The organism is Amycolatopsis sp. NPDC023774 (assembly GCF_040639695.1).
Lineage (GTDB): Bacteria > Actinomycetota > Actinomycetes > Mycobacteriales > Pseudonocardiaceae > Amycolatopsis.
On record NZ_JBFAAJ010000012.1, the window covers coordinates 1 to 19,163 of the forward strand.

The 19,163-nt window shown below is 68.6% G+C and carries 15 protein-coding genes, 1 tRNA gene and 2 pseudogenes; 16 read left to right on the forward strand and 2 right to left on the reverse strand.

The genetic code is table 11. The annotated features are described in order from the left end of the window. The first annotated feature begins 971 nt into the window (after positions 1 to 971). A pseudogene (locus tag AB0F91_RS24080) lies at positions 972 to 1,752 on the forward strand (transposase family protein). An 800-nt stretch (positions 1,753 to 2,552) separates the two neighbouring features. Here the strand turns inward: AB0F91_RS24080 and AB0F91_RS24085 are convergent. Next, positions 2,553 to 2,625, reverse strand: a tRNA-Ala gene (locus AB0F91_RS24085). Positions 2,626 to 3,206: 581 nt separating this feature from the next. Here AB0F91_RS24085 and AB0F91_RS24090 point away from each other — a divergent pair. The 8 genes from AB0F91_RS24090 (at position 3,207) to AB0F91_RS24125 (ending at position 9,508) form a co-directional block, all read left to right on the forward strand. Further along, complete coding sequence (locus AB0F91_RS24090; RefSeq protein WP_360600675.1) at positions 3,207 to 5,282, forward strand: RICIN domain-containing protein; 2,076 nt, start codon at positions 3,207 to 3,209, stop codon at positions 5,280 to 5,282. A 669-nt stretch (positions 5,283 to 5,951) separates the two neighbouring features. Then, complete coding sequence (locus AB0F91_RS24095; protein ID WP_360600677.1) at positions 5,952 to 6,566, forward strand: ABC transporter substrate-binding protein; 615 nt, start codon at positions 5,952 to 5,954, stop codon at positions 6,564 to 6,566. Positions 6,567 to 6,598: 32 nt separating this feature from the next. Next, positions 6,599 to 6,739 (forward strand): hypothetical protein, encoded by a 141-nt coding sequence (locus tag AB0F91_RS24100; RefSeq protein WP_360600679.1) that lies wholly within the window; start codon positions 6,599 to 6,601, stop codon positions 6,737 to 6,739. Position 6,740: 1 nt separating this feature from the next. Then, on the forward strand, positions 6,741 to 7,676 hold the full coding sequence (locus AB0F91_RS24105) for an ABC transporter permease subunit (RefSeq protein ID WP_360600681.1): 936 nt from the start codon (positions 6,741 to 6,743) through the stop codon (positions 7,674 to 7,676). Further along, entirely contained in the window at positions 7,673 to 8,032 is a 360-nt protein-coding gene (locus AB0F91_RS24110; RefSeq protein ID WP_360600683.1) for a hypothetical protein, read from the forward strand. The genes AB0F91_RS24105 and AB0F91_RS24110 overlap by 4 nt, the downstream gene beginning before the upstream one ends. Further along, positions 8,029 to 8,442 (forward strand): ABC transporter permease subunit, encoded by a 414-nt coding sequence (locus AB0F91_RS24115; protein WP_360600685.1) that lies wholly within the window; start codon positions 8,029 to 8,031, stop codon positions 8,440 to 8,442. The genes AB0F91_RS24110 and AB0F91_RS24115 overlap by 4 nt, the downstream gene beginning before the upstream one ends. Beyond that, positions 8,439 to 9,179, forward strand: a complete 741-nt coding sequence (locus AB0F91_RS24120; RefSeq protein WP_360600686.1) for an ABC transporter ATP-binding protein — start codon at positions 8,439 to 8,441, stop codon at positions 9,177 to 9,179. The genes AB0F91_RS24115 and AB0F91_RS24120 overlap by 4 nt, the downstream gene beginning before the upstream one ends. After that, positions 9,176 to 9,508, forward strand: coding sequence for a hypothetical protein (locus AB0F91_RS24125; RefSeq protein WP_360600688.1), 333 nt, complete (start codon positions 9,176 to 9,178; stop codon positions 9,506 to 9,508). Before AB0F91_RS24120 ends, AB0F91_RS24125 begins: the two co-directional genes overlap by 4 nt. Before the next feature lie 37 nt (positions 9,509 to 9,545). On the opposite strand, the gene AB0F91_RS24130 is transcribed toward AB0F91_RS24125, so the two are convergent. Beyond that, positions 9,546 to 9,944, reverse strand: coding sequence for an ester cyclase (locus tag AB0F91_RS24130; protein WP_360600690.1), 399 nt, complete (start codon positions 9,942 to 9,944; stop codon positions 9,546 to 9,548). 74 nt (positions 9,945 to 10,018) lie between these two features. Between AB0F91_RS24130 and AB0F91_RS24135 the strand changes: the two genes are divergently transcribed. The 7 genes and pseudogenes from AB0F91_RS24135 (at position 10,019) to AB0F91_RS24165 (ending at position 19,121) form a co-directional block, all read left to right on the forward strand. Beyond that, positions 10,019 to 11,233 carry a sigma factor gene (locus tag AB0F91_RS24135; protein WP_360600692.1) on the forward strand — a complete coding sequence of 405 codons (1,215 nt, stop codon included), beginning with the start codon at positions 10,019 to 10,021 and terminating at the stop codon, positions 11,231 to 11,233. A 135-nt stretch (positions 11,234 to 11,368) separates the two neighbouring features. Next, complete coding sequence (locus tag AB0F91_RS24140) at positions 11,369 to 13,021, forward strand: FAD-dependent oxidoreductase (protein ID WP_360600694.1); 1,653 nt, start codon at positions 11,369 to 11,371, stop codon at positions 13,019 to 13,021. Beyond that, positions 13,018 to 14,442 carry an ATP-binding protein gene (locus tag AB0F91_RS24145; protein ID WP_360600696.1) on the forward strand — a complete coding sequence of 475 codons (1,425 nt, stop codon included), beginning with the start codon at positions 13,018 to 13,020 and terminating at the stop codon, positions 14,440 to 14,442. Before AB0F91_RS24140 ends, AB0F91_RS24145 begins: the two co-directional genes overlap by 4 nt. A gap of 233 nt (positions 14,443 to 14,675) precedes the next feature. Beyond that, positions 14,676 to 15,767 (forward strand): hypothetical protein, encoded by a 1,092-nt coding sequence (locus AB0F91_RS24150; RefSeq protein WP_360600698.1) that lies wholly within the window; start codon positions 14,676 to 14,678, stop codon positions 15,765 to 15,767. Next, positions 15,767 to 16,918 (forward strand): toxic anion resistance protein, encoded by a 1,152-nt coding sequence (locus AB0F91_RS24155; protein WP_360600700.1) that lies wholly within the window; start codon positions 15,767 to 15,769, stop codon positions 16,916 to 16,918. The genes AB0F91_RS24150 and AB0F91_RS24155 overlap by 1 nt, the downstream gene beginning before the upstream one ends. After that, positions 16,915 to 18,537, forward strand: a pseudogene (locus AB0F91_RS24160) (VWA domain-containing protein). The gene AB0F91_RS24155 and the pseudogene AB0F91_RS24160 overlap by 4 nt, the downstream one beginning before the upstream one ends. Further along, positions 18,534 to 19,121 carry a hypothetical protein gene (locus tag AB0F91_RS24165; RefSeq protein ID WP_360600702.1) on the forward strand — a complete coding sequence of 196 codons (588 nt, stop codon included), beginning with the start codon at positions 18,534 to 18,536 and terminating at the stop codon, positions 19,119 to 19,121. The pseudogene AB0F91_RS24160 and the gene AB0F91_RS24165 overlap by 4 nt, the downstream one beginning before the upstream one ends. Positions 19,122 to 19,163 lie beyond the last annotated feature (42 nt).

Consider the following 19,163-nt stretch of genomic DNA (forward strand, 5'->3'; position numbering starts at 1 on the left):
GACGGCGACTCTTCAGCGTTCTCCACGCCGGACATCATCTCGGTCATCAGGTGCACTTCCATGATCGGGAGTTACACCGCTCGTCTTACAGTCCCTCGAAGGGCCCGACTATCCTTTCGCGAGTTCAGTGCGCAAGGGGTTCGATACATTTGTCCTTCAATTCCGCCCGGAAACTCGGTCGGGTCGCCGGTTTCAGCTCACATCGATTTCGGTAGAGACGGCAATACGCTCTCCGTGTCGAGCCGGTCTGGATATCCCTCCGTCTTGTCAGGCATCGAACCCAACCGTGATGGGCAGCACTCAACGCTATCCTTTGCCGCCCACTGATGGATCACGTCCAGCCCATGGAATATGAACGCTCCGTGCGGCGGAAATGTCAAGCCCTGTGCAATCCGAAAACCACGTCTAGCCCGGCCATGAATGCCGCGTCGCCCCGCCGGGACGAAGCTCAACTCAACCAATTGGCGGAGCACCGTCGGGTACCTGGCCATCGCACAAGTCAACCCCCATCCGTGCCGTGTCTTCGGCGGTAGCTGGTACAGGGGGCGAGTCACCGTGTTTGACCTAGCCAGCGGCACGGTGAACGAAGCCGGAGGGCCCTCCGATCCCACTCAAAGCCTACGCACCGATGAGGCGGCATCAAAGTCGCCAGTTCACTGCAGACCGCTGGTCTGCGTGGCTTTGGTGGACGCCACCGGCCGACGTCGGTCTCCGATTGGGCTCCGTTGCTCAAGAGGGCACCCGATACGCCGCGACACTGCCTGCCATTGGCCCACCGAAAACTGCTGCCTGACCTGCACAAATTGGCCCTAGGTGACACCCTGTGACGCTTGTTGACATGGCAAATCCGCGGATTAAAAGCCCGCGGGTTTGATCGCGGTGATCTTGAAACGGCCGTCGATTTCAGGGCGCCTAAGGGATGTCTCGTAACCCGGTGTGGGTCGGTTGGGGTGTTGGTTGATCATGGTGTGGTGCAGGTGATCTCGGCGTCGCGGTCGGAGTGGATTGCCCCGTTCACGGGGTTGGAACCGGGTCAGTTTCGTAAGCTGGTGCGGATCGTGGCCAGCCGTGGTGGTGACGAGATCGCCGATGGCCGGCCTGGTCGTCAGTGGCGCCTTGACCTGGCCGATCGTGTACTGCTGGTCGCGACGTACTGGCGGACGAACCTGACGATGCGCCAGATCGGGCCGCTGTTCGGGGTGTCGCATTCCGCGGCGCACCGCGTGATCGACACGATCGGTCCACTGCTGGCGCTGGCCCCGGTCCGCACACGGTGGATCGACTCGGTCGCGATCGTGGACGACACCCTGGTGCCGACACGGGATCACCGGCTGGCGGCACCGTCGAAGAACTACCGGTACTCGGCGAACGTGCAGATCACGATCGACGCCGACACCCGGCTGGTGATCGCCACCGGCGACGCACACCCCGGCAACCGCAACGACTGCACCGTCTACCGCGACTCCAGCATCGAACGGACACTTGGCGGGGCGCCCGGTGATGGCCGACGGCGGCTACCAAGGCAACCCGGCCGTGATCATGCCCTACCGCCAACCCCGCGACGGCAGCCATCTCCCGGACTGGAAGGAAGACCTCAACGCCGGCCACCGCAAGATCCGTGCCCGCGTCGAACACGCGCTGGCACGGATGAAGTGCTGGAAAATCCTGCGCGACTACCGCCGCGCCGCCAGCACACTCAACGACACCGTGTCCGGCATCGCCCACCTCCACAACATCCTCCTCACCGACTGACCCGCAACACCAACCCACCAACCACAAGATCAGTTACGAGACACCCCTTAGGAAGGCGCGAAATCGTCGTTGTTGCGGTGAGCGGCGATCGAGTCCCAGCTCGCCGCGGCCTACGCCGGCTGCTGCGCTTGCCTTGTCCTCGCCGGTGTACGACCGCCGAACATCCTTCAGCTTATGACGGAGTGATGAGGGCATGCGTGATCCATTCCGCGTTCTGGCCCGCACATGTTCACGTTCGTACGATCAGGTCCACTATCACGCGCAAAGTGGGTGCCCCATACCTTTGGCATTGCCAGCGGGGGCGTCGAAGCCCTGCCGCTCATGCCATCGCAGCCCTTCATGCACGGCCGCATCCTCGCTAGGAGACGACGGCAGTCTAACACGCACGGCGAGTCAAGGCGGAACGTCATTTCGACCAACCGCGGGATCAGGCGCTGCCCGACAGCGCGTTGGGGCCGGTAGGCCTCTGCGTCGGCAGATGATGCCGGGTGGCTCCATCCTGATCGAGATCGGCTGATCAAACAGCCTTTGGCTGGCCAGCTCGGTCGGCGACGAAGCCGGCCAGCGATGTACGCGCTGCAGACGCTGTGCTTCAGAAACACCTTTGAAGGTTCACCCGTCGGCGCGCAAGTCGCGGCCGGATACGTGACCCCGTTGCGCTGCTTCAGCCCTGCTGCTCCAGATTTGCTCCAGCTTCGACGTCATCGCCAAAGCTCGCTGGTTCAAAACTCAATGTTTGGTCACACGAAAAAACCGCCCTACCTGGAACTTCTGTTCCGGTGGGCGGTGATTCGTCACTGTGGAGCTAAGGGGACTCGAACCCCTGACCCCCTCACTGCCAGTGAGGTGCGCTACCAGCTGCGCCATAGCCCCGGAGCGGAGGTGAACTCCGCATCTCGTGTGAACAAAGAGTACACCCCGCCTCGGGCCGCCTTCGCAGGGGGGTGCGACAAGAGCCTCAAGCGTCAAAACCTCAGGTCAGCAGCAACAAATGCACCGCTGGGAAGATTCACACCTCAAGCAACCGTGGCCCGACGAGCCAGGGAACGACCCCGGAGCGTGAGTCACCAGGGTGTCATCCCGTGAACTACCAGCTCAAGAACGTCTTCATGACTTATTTTTAGCCCTGTATTGACTCCCCGTGTGGCCGCCGTTACATTTTCACCCGGTTGTGACGCCGAGGTCCCCGCCCGCTACGCCGCGTCTTCATGTCTGGGCATGAGCCTTGCCGTTTCCTGCTCGTCGAACGCCGCGGCGCGGTGGAGGAGGTTCCGATGGGATTGCGGAGAGTGGGCACGGTGGTGCTGTCCGCGTTCGCGCTGGTGAGTGGGTATGCGGGGGTGCCGCAGGCGGAGCCGGCAGCCCAAGGGCAAGCCCAATCTCAAGCACGAGCCCAACCCCGAGCCCAGACAGCCGCCGAAATCGCGCCCGGTCAGTGGTACACGGTGCAGTCCGTGAACAGCGGGAAGTGCGTGGACGCGAAGGCCGCCGCGAGCGCGAACGGGACCGTCGTGCAGCAGTACGCGTGCAACCAGACGTCCTCCCAAGCCTGGCAGTTCCAATCCACCAGCGACGGCTACGTGCGCGTGAACACGCAGCTCAACCCGGCGCAGTCGTGGGACATCACGGACGTCTCGAAGGCCGACGGTGGCCTGGTGCAGCTCTGGTCCTACTCGAACGGCGTCAACCAGCAGTGGCAGCCGATCCAGGAGTCGAGTGGTGCGTACCACTTCGTGAACCGCAACAGTGGCAAGTGCCTCGACGTGCCGAGCGCCTCTATCGCAGACAGCGTTCAGCTTCAGCAGTACACCTGTAATAACACCAGTGCGCAATCGTTCACAATTACTCCTGTGGGTGGCACTACAACTCCTCCGGACTCGGACCAGCCGGACCTCGGCCCGAACGTCGTGGTCTTCGACCCGTCGATGTCGAGCGCCAGCATCCAGAGCAGGCTGAACAGCATCTTCAGCCAGCAAGAGAAGAACCAGTTCGGCAGCCAGCGCTACGCCGTGATGTTCAAGCCGGGCACGTACTCCAACGACGTGAACGTCGGCTTCTACACGCAGATCCTCGGCCTCGGGCTCAGCCCGGACGCCGTGACGATCAACGGTGCCGTGCACGTGGAAGCCGACTGGTTCCCGCCGCAGAACGCGACGCAGAACTTCTGGCGCGGAGCCGAGAACCTGTCGGTGAACCCGACCGGCGGCGCCGACCGCTGGGCCGTGTCGCAGGCGGCTCCGTACCGCCGCATGCACGTGCGCGGCGACCTGCAGCTCGACGACGGCGGCTGGGCCAGCGGCGGCTGGATCTCCGACTCGAAGATCGACGGCCAGGTCCGCTCGGGCTCGCAGCAGCAGTGGATCTCGCGCGACTCGCAATTCGGCAGCTGGAACGGCTCCAACTGGAACATGGTCTTCGTCGGCGTGAACGGCGCGCCGCAGAACACGTTCCCGAGCCCGCCCTACACCACGGTCGGCCAGGCGCCGGTGGTCCGGGAGAAGCCGTTCCTCTACATCGACGGCGCCGGCAAGTACCAGGTCTTCGTGCCGGCCCTGCGCACCAACACCTCCGGCACGAGCTGGGCGAACGGCACCGCGCCGGGCTCCTCGCTGCCGATTGACCAGTTCTACATCGCCAAGCCGGGCGCCTCGGCGGCCGACCTGAACGCCGCGCTCGCGGCGGGCAAGAACCTGCTGATCACGCCGGGTGTCTACCACCTTAACCAGACCCTGCACGTGACCCGCCCCGACACTGTGGTCCTCGGCCTCGGCATCGCGACCCTGGTGCCCGACAACGGCATCACCGCGATGAACGTGGACGACGTCAACGGCGTGAAGGTCGCCGGCCTGCTCATCGACGCCGGCACGACGAACTCGAACACGCTCATGCAGGTCGGCGCGCCCGGCTCGACCGCCGATCACTCGGCCGACCCGACGTCGCTGCACGACGTGTTCTTCCGCATCGGCGGCCCGGCCGTCGGCAAGGCGACCAACAGCCTGGTGGTGAACAGCAACAACGTGATCGGCGACCACATGTGGATCTGGCGCGCCGACCACGCGGCGAACAACAGTTTCGTCGGCTGGAACACCAACACCGCCGACAACGGGCTGACCGTCAACGGCAACAACGTCACGATGTACGGCCTGTTCGTGGAGCACTACCAGAAGACGCAGGTCGTCTGGAACGGCAACGGCGGGCGCACGTACTTCTTCCAGAACGAGATGCCTTACGACGTGCCCAACCAGGCCGCCTGGATGAACGGCTCCACACAGGGTTACTCGGCCTACAAGGTGGGCCCGAACGTGACGAGCCACGAAGCCTGGGGTCTGGGCAGCTACTGCTTCTTCAACACCAATCCGTCGGTGGCCAGCGCCCACGCGTACGAGGCGCCGAACACCCCGGGCGTGCGGTTCCACGACATGGTCACCGTGTCGCTGAACCACGCGGGCACGATCACCCACGTCATCAACACGACGGGCGCGACCACGCCCGACGGGACGCGGCCGGTGAACCTGGTGAGCTACCCGTAGCCCACCGCTCCAGACAACCGGTGCGCGCCGTGGTGGCGGCCTCGGCGCGCACCGGTTCCCAGTCCACATGAGAACGACCTCGAGAACGAGCAAGAGACCGACAAGAGTCGCCCAGTTCCCGGAACTTCCGGAAACTGGGCGACTCTTGTCGTGACCACACCGTTCTCAAAGATAACCAACCGCGATGGGCCCGTCGCGATGTGACTCCCGGTGATGATCGTGCGTGAGCAGGGCACTGGCCATTCACGTCCGGTTCACGGCCCGGCTGTGTCCTTCGTGGACTGTTCGCTCGGCATTCCCACACCCCGGGTATCAAAGGACTGGACTAGGGAAAACACGTTTCGCTGCCCTGACCGCCCTCGCGGCCGCCGGCACGCTCCTGCTCACCGCCTGCGGGGGTGGCGCGTCGGGCTCGGAGCAGAGCTCGGGTGCTGCCACCGCCACGTCCGCCGCCGACCTCGGTGGCATGGACAAGCTCGTCGAGGCGGCCAAGAAGGAGGGTGAGCTCAACGTGATCGCCCTGCCGCACGGCTGGGCCAACTACGGCGAGATCCTCGACGCCTTCAAGAAGAAGTACGGCCTGAAGGTCAACGAGGCCAACCCCGAGGGCGCGAGCCAGGACGAATCAACGCCGTCAAGCAGCTCAAGGGCCAGGACCGCGCGCCGGACGTGGTCGACCTCGGCAGCGCGTTCGCCCTCTCGGCCGCGGCCGACGGCCTGCTGGCGCACTACCAGGTCACCACCTTCGACGACATCCCGGCGGGCCAGAAGGCCGACGACGGCTCCTGGTTCTTCGACTACGGCGGCTTCATCTCCATCGGCTACGACGCGTCGAAGGTAACCGACCCGCCGACGACGCTGGCCGACCTCAAGAAGCCCGAGTACAAGGGCAAGGTCGCGCTGAACGGCGACCCGACGAAGGCGGGCGCGGCGTTCGCCGGCGTCTACGCCGCGGCCCTGGCCAACGGCGGTTCGTTCGCCGACATCAAGCCAGGCGTGCAGTTCTTCGCCGACCTGAAGAAGTCCGGCAACTTCATCCCGGTGCAGTCGAGCGCGGCGACCATCGAGAGCGGCCAGACCCCGATCACGCTCGACTGGGACTACCTGCAGGCCGGTTACGCCGCGAAGCTCAAGGCAAGGTCGACTGGAAGGTCACCGTCCCGAGCGACGGCGTCTACTCGAACTTCTACGCCCAGGGCATCAGCAAGACCGCCCCGCACCCGGCCGCCGCACGGCTGTGGGAGGAGTTTCTCTACTCCGACGAGGGCCAGAACCCGTTCCTGAAGGGCCTTTCGCGCCCGGCGCGCCTGCCGAAGATGGAAGCGGCCGGCACCGCCGACAAGGCCGCGCTCGCCGCCCTGCCGAAGGTGGAGGGCGACGTCAAGTTCCCCACCGACGCGCAGGTCAACGACGCCAAGAAGGTCCTGGCCGACGAGTGGGCCAAGGCGCTCGGCTGACGTGACCGCCGAAACCGTCACCGCGGCGGCGGGACTGGCCCCGGCCGCTCCCGCCGCCGCGCCCGTGCGCCCCGGGTCCGCGCGGCGCGTGCTCTCGTCGGTGGCGGGCCACCTCGGCCTGCTGCCGTTCCTGCTCTACACCGGCGTGTTCCTCGGCGCGCCGGTGGTGATGGTCGCCATCGGCGCGTTCCAGGACAACGACGGCGCCTTCACCACGGAGAACCTCACCGCGGCGTTCGCCGACCAGTTCGGGCGCTCGTTCGCCACCAGCATCGAGCTCTCGGCGCTCACGGCCGCGGCCGGGGCGATCCTCGGCGCGATCCTGGCCAACGCGGTGCTGGGCTCGAAGCCCGACGGCCTGCTGCGCAAGGTCGTCTCGAGCGCCGCCGGGGTGCTCGCGAACTTCGGCGGCGTGCCGCTGGCGTTCGCGTTCATCGCGACGCTCGGCAGCACCGGTATCGTCACGAAGGCGCTGGCCGGCCTCGGCTTCGACCTCTACGCCGGCGGCTTCAACCTCTTCACGTTCACGGGCCTCGCGATCGTCTACGTGTACTTCCAGATCCCGCTGATGGTGATCGTCTTCACCCCGGCGCTGGAGGGCATGCGCGAGCAGTGGCGCGAAGCCGCGGCGAACCTCGGGGCCACGCGGGCGCAGTACTTCCGGCTGATCGCCGTGCCGGTGCTCTTGCCGCCATTCCTCGCCTCGACGCTGCTGTTGTTCGCCGACGCGTTTTCCGCTTACGCCACGGCCTATGCGCTGACCACCGGCGTGGTGCCGCTCGTGCCGATCCAGATCGGCTCGCTGGTGAGCGGCAACGTCCTGGCCGACCAGCAGAACCACGGCAAGGCGCTGGGGCTCGGCATGGTCGTGGTGGTCGCGCTGGTGATGGCGATCTACGCGTACCTGCAGAAGCGCGCTTCGAGGTGGCTGTCGTGAAGAACAAGGCCCTGCGCTGGACGGTGCTCACGCTGTTCGGCCGGTACTTCCTCGTGCCGGTGGGCGCGTCGGTGGAGTTCAGCCTCCGCGACGTGAACAACACGCACAGCTTCGCCTCGTGGGGCAAGCTCCTCGACGAGCCGGACCTGCTGCCCACGCTCGGCACGTCGCTGTGGCTCGCGGCCGGCACGGTGGTGCTCACGCTGCTGCTGATGGTGCCCACGGTGAGCTGGGCCCACCTGCGCAAGCCGAAGCTGCGCTGCCTCATCGAGGGCTTGAGCCTGCTCCCGCTGGTGATCCCGCCGATCGTGCTGGTCAACGGCGTGCTCGTGGTGTCCGCGACGCGCCGGAGGTGATCAACGGGACGCCCGTGATCCTCGTGCTGGAATACGTGGTCCTCGCGCTGCCCTTCACCTACCGCACGCTCGACGCGGGACTGGCGGCGATCTCGCTGCCGACGTTGGTGGAGGCCGCGCGTAGCCTCGGCGCGTCGTGGCCGACCGTGCTGCTGCGGGTGATCGTGCCCAACATCCGCTCGGCCGTGTTCGGCGCCGCATTCCTCAACCTGGCGCTGGTGCTGGGTGAATACACGCTCGCGAGCATCCTGCTGATGGACCCCTTTCCCGTGTGGACGGTCAGCATCGGGCAGTCGGAGGCGGGCGTGTCCGTCGCCGTTTCCCTGCTGTCGCTGCTGGTCGCGTTCCTGCTCCTGTTCGTCCTGTCCCATGTGGCCGGTCGCCGCAAGGCTTCGCGAGGTGTGGCGTGAAAACTGTGCTGGAGACTCCGCAGGCGAAGACCGGTGCGTCGGTCGAGCTCCGCGGCCTGCGCCGCGAGTTCGGCGAGGTCCGGGCATTTGACGGGCTGGACCTGACGATCTCGCCGGGCGAGCTCGTCGCGCTGCTCGGCCCCTCGGGCTGTGGCAAGACGACGGCGCTGCGCGTGCTCGCAGGTCTGGAGGCAGTGGACGCCGGCGAGGTGCTGGTGGACGGCACCGACGTGGTCGGCGTGCCGGCCAGCAAGCGCGAGATGGGCATGGTGTTCCAGGCCTACAGCCTGTTCCCGAACCTCACGGTGCGCGACAACGTGGCGTTCGGCCTGCGGTTGCGCGGCGTCGCCACGGCCGCGCGGCAGAAGCGGGCGCGGGAGCTGCTGGAGCTCGTGGGGCTGTCGCCGCAGGAGAAGCGCTACCCGCACCAGTTGTCAGGCGGCCAGCAGCAGCGCGTGGCGCTGGCCCGCGCGCTGGCGATCGAGCCGCGCGTGCTGCTGCTCGACGAACCCCTGTCGGCGCTGGACGCCCTCGTGCGCACGCAGCTGCGCGACGAGATCCGCCGGCTGCAGCTGCGCGTGGGCATCACGACGCTGTTCGTGACCCACGACCAGGAGGAGGCGCTCTCGATCGCCGACCGCGTGGGGGTGATGCGGGCCTCGAGCAGTGCGACAGCCCGGCCGAGCTTTACGCCCGGCCCGCGACGGCGTTCGTCGCGGAGTTCGTGGGCACGATGAACCGCCTCCCGGGCGTGGTCGCGGTCGGCGGCGCGTCCGTCGACGTCGCGGGGGAGCGGCTCGTGCTGGCCGAACCGGGCCGGCGCACCGACGGCGACGCCGCGACGGTGCTGGTGCGTCCGGAGGCGGTGACGCTCGCGGCCGCCTCGGACGGTCGCGCGGTGGTGACGGACCACAGCTTCCGTTGCGCGGTCACCCGCGGGAGGGCGCTGCTGTCCGACGGCACGGCGGTGCTGGCCGACCTCTCCAGCGTCTCGGCGGCGGAACTGCTGCCGGGCACGGGAGTGAACGTGTCGTTCGGGACGCAGCCGGTCCTGCTGGCGAGCTGACCGAGGGGCGCCGCCGTCCGACGGCGGCGCCCTCCGGTCAGGCTGCCTCGAGCTGGGTCAGCAGGGCGTGGAAGTCGAGCACCGGCCACAGCTCGGCGATGCGCCCGGCGCGCAGCCTCAGGACCACGGTGGCGCGCAGACTGATCGCGTTGCCGGTGGGCGGCGTGCCGTGGAAGTCGCCGTCGTGGGTCCCGGTCAACGTCCAGCGAACGGCGGCTTTGTCGCCCTCGACCAGGATGTCGTCCACGTGCAGTTCGGCGTCGGAAAACGCCGAGCGCACGATCTGGTCGGCGCCGACGAGGGCCTCGCGTGCCGGCGCGTCGGCAGGACCGTGGTTGACGGCGTCGGGGGTGAGCAGTTCGTCGAACAGGTCGAAGCGCCGGCCGTTGACGGCCTCGGTGTAGAAGCGTTCGACGGTTTCGCGGGTGGTGGACACGGGGTCCCCTCTCTACTGTGGTGGTGGCGGTTTTCCTGCAGGGGTGCAGTGGAGACTGAGCAGGGGAGCGCCTTGTGACAACCACGCCCGAACTCTTCGACGGCGAACGCGGCCGGCTCTTCGGCCTGGCCTACCGGCTGCTGGGTTCCGCGGCCGACGCCGAGGACGCGGTGCAGGACGCGTACCTGCGCTGGCGCCGCGCCGACCACGGCGGCATCACCGCTCCCCGCGCGTGGCTCACGAAAGCGGTGACGAACCTCTGCCTCACCCGCCTGACGTCCGCCCACGCCCGGCACGAGTCGGCCGCGGGCGACGAGCTCCCGGAACCCGTGCTGACCGGCGGCGGGGCACTGGGGCCGTTGGAGACGGTGGAACAGCGTGAGTCCGTGTCGTTCGCGATGCTCGTGCTGATGCGAGCGTTGACCCCGGTGGAACGCGCGGTCTTCGTGCTGCGGACGGCTTTCGACTACCCCTACCCGGAACTCGCGAGCCTGCTGGAGCTCACCGAGGCCGGCGCCCGACAGCACTACAGTCGCGCCCGCCGCCGGATCGACGCGGGCGAGACCCGGTTCCCGACTTCCGACAGCGGCTCGATGCGGCTCACCGAGAGCTTCATGACGGCCGTCCGATCGGGCCGGCTGGAGCTGCTCGAAGACTTGCTGGTGGCCGACATCGCCACGTGGATGGACCTCGGCGGCGGCGAACGCGTGCACGTCCGCGGCCGCGCCGCCGTCCGTCGCAACGCCGCCGCGACGCTCGCGCGCTTCGCCTCCGTGTCGGACTTCGTCCTCACGGAGGTCAACGGCGGCCCGGGCATCCTCTTCCTTTCCGGCGGCAACGTCGTCGGGCTGACGATCGTGGAGACGCGGGGTGGGCGCATCGCCGCCTTGCGCACCGTCGCGGACCCCGAGCGGTTGGGTTTCCTGCGGGCGCAGTGGAACGCGGTTGCCGGCGTCTCGCGCGAGAACGAGGAGTCCTTCTTCCGGCACCTGGTCATCGCCGTCGGGGATCTGGCGCAGCCGGCTGCGGCGCAGATCGCGCTCCTCGAGAAGGAGGGGCTGCGCGACGCCGACGAGCTCGCGCTGGAGTTCGACGAGTACTTCGCGGCGCTGAAGGACACGCTGCCCGCCGACACCGTCGCGGTGCTGGCGCAGCTCGACGCCCTCCTCGAAGAGATGAGCGGCCCGACGGGTCCGTGGTCGTTCGAGGCGCTGGCGACCGCGCCGGAGTGGGCTCGGGTGAGGGAGCTGGCCGCGCGGGCGTTCGCGTTGCTGGGCCGCCCCGCCTGAGCTGCGTCTGCGCGGCACGAACGGACCGTTCGCGCGGACACTTCCGGCACCGATCCCCAGGTCCGGGCCCGGCTGGAGCAGGTCCAGCCCGCGTTAGCGTTCTCCGCTCGTGGACACGGCCGTAGGCTGTCGGGTGTGAGCCAGCCGATCCTGATGACCGTCGACGACGACCCCGCTGTTTCGCGGTCGGTCGCGCGTGACCTGCGTCGCCGCTACGGCAAGGACTACCGCGTGATCCGTGCGGACTCCGGGGCCGACGCCCTCGACGCCCTGCGCGAGATCAAGCTCCGCGGCGACGCCGTCGCGGCGATCCTCGCCGACTACCGCATGCCCCACATGGACGGGATCTCCTTCCTCGAGAAGGCGATGGACCTGTTCCCCAACGCCCGCCGCGCGCTGCTGACGGCCTACGCCGACACGGACGCGGCCATCCAGGCGATCAACGTGGTCGACGTCGACCACTACCTGCTCAAGCCGTGGGACCCGCCGGAGGAGAAGCTGTACCCGGTCATCGACTCCCTCGTGGAGACGTGGCTCGCGGTCGGCGACAAGTCCGTCGAGGAGACCAAGCTGGTCGGCCACCGGTACTCGGCGCCCTCGTTCAAGGTGCGCGACTTCCTCGCCCGCAATGCGGTGCCCTACCGCTGGTACTCGGTGGACGAGGACGAGGGCGGCCGCATCCTGCAGGCCGCCGACGCCGTGGAGACCGACATCCCGGTGGTCGTGACGCCGGACGGCACCGTGCTCAAGCAGCCCACCGGCAGCGAGATCGCCGTCGCGGTGGGCCTGTCCACGCGGCCGGCGCAGGAGTTCTACGACCTCGTGGTGATCGGCGGCGGCCCGGCCGGCCTCGGCGCGGCCGTGTACGGCGCGTCGGAAGGCCTGCGCACGGTGCTCGTCGAGCGCAAGGCCACGGGCGGCCAGGCCGGCACGAGCTCGCGCATCGAGAACTACCTCGGCTTCCCCGACGGCGTATCCGGCGCCCAGCTCACCGACCGCGCCCGGCGCCAGGCGCAGAAGTTCGGCGCCGAGGTGCTCACCGCGCGCGACGTGGTGGGGCTGGAGGTGCGCGGGTCCAGCAGGGTGGTGACCTTCGGCGACGGCTCCGAGATCGCCGCTCACGCCGTGATCCTCGCCAGCGGCGTCAACTACCGCGCACACGAGGCCGACGGCATCCGCGAGCTCACCGGCAGCGGCGTCTACTACGGCTCCGCCGCCACGGAGGCGCCCGAGTGCAAGGGCCAGCACGTGTACATCGTCGGCGGCGCGAACTCCGCGGGCCAGGCGGCGGTGTTCTTCGCGCAGCACGCGAGCGAGGTATCGCTGCTGGTGCGCGGCGACTCGCTGGAGAAGTCGATGTCGCACTACCTCATCGAGCAGATCGCCGGCATCGACAACATCACCGTCCGCACGGGCACCACCGTCGTCCAGGCCCACGGCGCCGACCACCTCGAGGCCGTGACGCTGTGCCACGGCGACACGACGGAGACCGTCGAGACCGGGCACCTGTTCATTTTCATCGGCGCGGCGCCGCGCACCGACTGGCTGGACGGGGTCATCCAGCGCGACCACCACGGGTTCGTCCAGACGGGTCCCGACTTGGTCACCGAGGGCCGCAGGCCGGCCGGGTGGCCGCTCGATCGCGACCCGTACCACCTGGAGTCGTCCGTGCCCGGCGTGTTCGTGGCCGGCGACGTCCGGTCGCAGTCGGTGAAACGCGTGGCCTCCGCCGTCGGCGAGGGCGCCATGGCCGTCACCCTGGTCCACCGCTACCTGGAGGAACAGTGAAGGAGCCCGCACTGCCGCGCGAAGAACTCCGCGGCCTCTTCCTGTTCGAGCACCTCTCCGACGAGCAGCTCGACTGGATCGAACAGCACGCCGTGCTGGAGCACTACGAGGGCGACACCGCGGTGCACCGCGAGGGCGATCCGGCCACGTGCTTCTACATCCTGCTCTCGGGCGCGCTGCGGATGTCGCGGCTGGTGAGCGGCGCCGAGGTCGAGGTGAAGCGCTCCGACCAGCGCGGCTCCTACTTCGGCGCCACGCAGTTCTTCGTCCACCAGGACACCGAGCACACCTACGGCGCCACCGTGCACGCGATCGGGGACCTGACACTGCTCGCGCTGCCCTCGGCGGAGTTCGCGGTGGAGTTCCGCAGGTGGTTCCCGATGGCGGCGCACCTGCTGGAGGGCATGTACCTCGGCTGGCGCAACAGCGACACCGTGATCTCCTCGCGGCGCCGGCTGCTCGCGCTCGGCGAGCTCTCGGCCGGGCTCACCCACGAGCTCAACAACCCGGCCGCGGCCGCGGTGCGCGCCACGGCGTCGCTGCGCGAGCGCGTGGCCGGGATGCGCCACAAGCTTGCCCTGCTGGCGAAGAAGGACATCGACCCGGACCTGCTGGAGCAGCTGCTCGACGTGCAGGAACAGCTGGTCAAGACGGTGGCCGACGCGCCGCGGCTCTCGGCGATGCAGCAGGCCGACCGAGAGGACGAGATCAGCGACTGGTTCGACGACCACGGCATTGACCAGGGCTGGGACCTCGCCGCGATCTTCGTCGCGGCCGGGCTCAAGACCGAGAACCTCGACGGGGTCCTGGAATCCGTCGGCGAGGGCCTGCTCGACGGCGCCCTGCGCTGGCTCGCGTACGCCCTCGAGACCGAGATCCTCATGGGCGAGATCGAGGACTCGACCACGCGCATCTCGGTGCTCGTGGGCGCGGCCAAGCAGTACTCGCAGATGGACCGAGCGCCGCACCAGTGGATCGACGTCCACGAAGGGCTCGACTCCACGCTGGTGATGCTGTCGGGCAAGCTCGACGGGATCCGCGTCGTCAAGGAGTACGACCGCGGCATCGACCACATCCCGGCCTACGCGGCCGAGCTGAACCAGGTGTGGACCAACATCATCGACAACGCCGTCCAGGCCATGGGTGGTGAGGGCACGCTGACGCTGCGCACGTGGCAGGAGAGCAAGCAGGTGCGCATCGAGATCGGTGACACCGGCCCCGGCATCCCGGAAGAGGTGCGCCAGCGCATCTTCGAGCCGTTCTTCACCACCAAGGGCGTCGGCGAGGGCACGGGCCTCGGCCTCGACATCTCGTGGCGCATCGTCGTAGAACGCCACTCGGGCGACATCAAGGTGACGTCCGTGCCGGGTGACACGCGGTTCGAGATCTGCCTGCCGGTGGAGGAACAAGCCTCGCTCTGACCCGCCCGCTGACGAACCGCCCGCGCGCCTCCGCCGTGATCAACCGGCGGCGGGGCGCGGGCGGTTCGTCAGTTCCCTTCTGCCACAAGGAAAGCCGGGACCTCGCCAAACCCCGATCGACTCCGTTCGTTCACTGATCATTCACTTCGAACTCCTCCTGCCGCGCGTCAAACGAGTTGCGGGGGCTGAAGGATCCGAGGTGACGCGTCGCGGGACGTGCGGAAGGTGGGTTCGTGAAACGCCGGTTGTCCATCGGGCTGGCTGTGGTTCTGGTGCTCGCCGTCGTGGCCGTCATCGTGTGGGGGCGGACCGGGAGCGAAGAAGCCTCGGGAGGAGGTGACCTGACCGTCGTGCGCGGGGTGATCGGCTCGGAGAAACAGGCCTTCTTCACCGACCAGCGCGTGGTGGACGCGTTCGCCGAGCACGGGCTGAAGGTGGAGGTCGACACCGCCGGCTCACGCCAGATCGCGACCACGGTCGACCTCGCCAAGTACGAGTTCGCGTTCCCCTCGTCTTCTCCGGCGGCGCAGAAGATCCAGCGCGACCGCAAGGTGACCACGGTGTACACGCCGTTCCAGTCGCCGATGGCGATCGCGACGTTCGAACCGATCGTGCAGCTGCTCAGCGCCGTCGGCGCGGTGCACGAGGGCGCGGGCGACTACCAGGTGCTCGACATCACGAAGTACCTGCAGCTCACGCGGGCCGGCACGCGCTGGGACCAGCTGCCGGGCAACACGGCGTACCCCGTGCGCAAGAACATCCTCGTGACGACCACCGACCCGCGGGAGTCGAACTCCGCGGCGATGTACCTGTCGATCGTGTCGTTCGTGGCCAACGGCAACAACGTCGTCTCGACACCGGACCAGGAGGCCAAGGTGCTGCCCCAGGTGTCGAGGCTGTTCCTCGACCAGGGCTACACGCAGAACAGCACCGAGGGGCCGTTCGAGGACTACCTCTCGGCCGGCCTGGGCAAGACGCCGCTCGCGCTGATCTACGAGTCGCAGTACGTGGATCGTCTCGTGCGCCACGACGGCTCGATCCAGCCCGACATGCGGATGCTCTACACGGCGCCCACGGTGTACTCGAAGCACACGCTGGTTCCGTTCTCCGCCAACGGGGACAAGGTCGGCCGGCTGCTGTCGGCCGACCCGGTGCTGGGCAAGCTCGCCGCCACGTTCGGCTTCCGCACCACGAACCCGCAGCTGTTGCGCGACGTCGTGGCCGCGGCCAAGGCCCCGGTGCCGGCCGATCTCGTGGACACGGTCGAGCCGCCGTCGTTCGAGGCGCTGGAACGGATGCTCGACGCGATCCAGAAGCAGTACTGATGGACGACTTCACCCTCACCCCGCCGGGGCCGGTGGCGGCGGTGCCCGTGGAGCGCGCCGCGGGCCTGATCGCGCTCGGTGACGACACGCGGGCCGACATCGCCCGTCGCGCCGGCGAGTTCACGACGCGGCTGGAAGCACTCGACGTCAAGTCGCCCGAGTTCACTATGCTGCTCGACGAGATCCTCTCCGTCGGCGAAGCGGACATGCGGGCGGCGGCCACGGTCGCGGGCACCATGCTCGACCGCTCGACGAAGGCGCTGGAGTCCGCGCGCGGCTCCGTCGGCTCGCCACAGCAACAGGTGACCACAAGCCTGGTCGAGCTGCGCCGGACGGTCGCGGAGCTCGATCCGGCCAGGCTGCCGATCACCGGCCGGAAGCTGCTGGGCATCTTCCCGGCCGCCGCGAGTGCCAAGCGCGCCCTCGACCGCTATCGTGCGGCCAACGAGCCCGTGAACGCGCTGGTCCGCGAGCTGCGCACTCGCCAGGACGTGCTGCGCCGCGACAACGCGGCGCTCAAGGGCGAGCGCGAACGGCTCTGGGCCACGCTCGGCCGGCTCGCCGAGGCGGCGGCGTTCGCGGAGGCCGTGGACGGGGCGATCGACCGGCAGGCCGGCGTCTTCGACCTCACGGATCCTTCGCACGCCAACGCGTTGCGCGCCGACATCCTGTACCCGATCCGCCAGCGCCACCAGGACGTGCTTACACAACTGGCCGTGAGCGCGCAGGGCTATCTCGCGCTGGACCTGGTGCGCCGCACCAACGACGAGCTGATCCGCGGTGTCGAGCGGGCGGTGTCCACCACCGTCTCCGCGCTGCGCGTGGCCCTGCTGGTGAGCGCGGCGCTGGCCAACCAGCGCGACGTGCTCGACGAGGTCGCGGCCCTGCAGGCGACCACCGACGGCTTGTTGCGCGCCAACGCCGCGCTGCTCGAGTCGCAGAGTGCGGAGATCCGCAAGGTGTCGAGTGACCCGGCCGTCGCCGTCGACACGCTGCGCGACTCGTTCGACCGGATCTACTCGGCCCTCGACGCGATCGACGGGTTCAAGGCCGAGGCCGTCCTGCGCATGGCGTCCACAGTGGAATCGTTGTCCGGCGAGCTGCGGCGCGCCGAAGACCGGCTCCGCCGTTCGCACGAGGGGGAGCTGTGAAGAACCTCGCGGTACTGGGGCTCGCCGCCGCACTGCTGGTGGCGGGGTGTTCGTCGGCGGATCCGAGCTCGGGCAACGCCGCCGGGCCGCCTCCGGCCGGCACGTTGCGCATCCTCGCGGGCAGCGAGCTGGCCGACCTGCAGCCGGTGCTCGACGAGGCCGCGAAGGCCACGGGCGTGAAGGTGAAGTTCACGTTCACCGGCACGCTGGAGGGTGCCGAGACGCTCGCCAACGGCAGCCTCGACGGCAGGTACGACGCCGTCTGGTTCTCCTCGAACCGTTACCCAGCGGGCATTCCCGAGGCGGCCAAGCGCCTGGGCAACCAGGTGAAGATCATGAGCTCGCCGGTGGTGCTGGGTCTGTCGCAGCCGGTCGCGCACCGGCTCGGGTGGGACAGGAAGGCGCCGACGTGGGGTGACATCGCCGCGGCGGCGGGCAGGAAGGAGTTCACCTACGGGATGACCGACCCGTCGGCGTCCAACTCCGGCTTCTCCGCGCTGGTGGGGGTCGCGTCCGCGCTGGCCCACTCCGGCACGGCGATCGACGCGCGGCAGATCACCGCCGTCACGCCGCAGCTCACGCAGTTCTTCAGCGCGCAGGTGATGTCGGCCGGTTCGTCAGGCTGGCTCTCCGACGCGTTCCAGCGCCGCGCTACCGGCCAGGACCCGGGGGCGGAGGTCAACGGCCTGGTCAACTACGAGTCCGTGCTGCTGTCGATGAACTCCTCGGGCAAGCTGCCGCAGCCGCTGAAGCTCATCTACCCCAGCGACGGCGTCGTCACCGCCGACTACCCGCTCACGCTGCTGACCAGCGCGAACAACGACGCCCGCGACGCGCACCAGAGGCTCACCGGCTACCTGCGCACGCCCGACGTGCAGCGGCGGATCATGCAGGTCACGCAGCGGCGCCCAGTGTTGCCAGGCGTGCAGCTCGGCGCGCAGTTCGTGCCCCACGACCTGGTCGAGCTGCCGTTCCCCGCGACGCAGCAGGCCGTCGACGCGCTGCTTTCGGCCTACTTCAGCAAGATCCGCCGTCCGTCGCGCACGCTGTACGTGCTCGACACGTCGGGCTCGATGCAGGGCGACCGCATCGACGCGCTGCGCTCGGCTCTGGCCGGCCTCACCGGCGCGGACGTCTCGCTCGTGGGCCGCTACCGGCAGTTCCGCAGCCGCGAGGAGGTGACGATGCTGCCGTTCAACACCGCGCCGGGCCGACCGGTCACATTCACCGTGCCGGAGCAGAACCCGCAGGGCGAGCTGGCGAAGATCAAGAGCTTCGCCGAAGGCCTGCAGGCCGACGGCGGCACCGCGATCTACGACAGCCTCGACCGCGCGTACCAGGTGATGGAACCGCTCGTGGCGCAGGATCCGGACCGGTTCAACTCGATCGTGCTGATGACCGACGGCCAGAACGAGAGCGGCTTAAATCTCGACGGCTTCAAGTCCTCCTTCGCGTCGCTGCCCGCGGCGATGAAGCAGATCCCCGTGTTCACGGTGCTGTTCGGCGAGGGCAGCGGCGAAGAGCTCACCCAGGTCGCCACGATGACCGGCGGCTAGGTCTTCGACGCCCGCAACACCCAGCTGGCCAGTGTCTTCCAGGAGATTCGCGGGTACCAATGAGGCGCTGGTTCGGCTCCAGCAAGAACATCGCAGGCTGCATCGGCGGCCTGATCGGCCTCGTGCTGTACGAGGTCGAGGTGATCGGGCCGCTGTGGCTGATGTTCGTGGTCATGGCCGTGCTCTACACGGCGGGCGCGCTCGTCGCGCCGCCGGAGAAGGTACGGCTCGTCGTCGACCCGACTGTCGAGGCAGCGGAGGTGCGTTCGGCGCTGGAGGCGTTGGTGCAGACGGTGACCGGCCACTCCGGGCGCCTGCCACCGTGCGCTGTCGACGGTGTGCGCCACGTCGCCGAAGTGCTGTCCGACCTGCTGAAGGACCCGCTGCGGCTCGCCTCGACAGCGGACCTGCAGCACCGCGTGCTGCTGCTCGCGCGCACGGACCTGCCGCTGTCGGTGGAGACGTACCTGAACCTGCCGCGCTGGTTCGCCTCCCGACGGGACGCGGACGGCACCAGCGCCCAGGACGAGCTCGCGAAGCAGCTGGACCTCCTGCGGGGCAAGGTGGAGAAGCTCGCCGCGGAGTACTTCGCGGCCGACGTGAACCGCCAGGAGGACCACACGCGGTACCTCGGTGAAGAGTCCTAGCACCGCCCGTGGACGCCTCGCCCGCGGACGACGCCGCAGCAG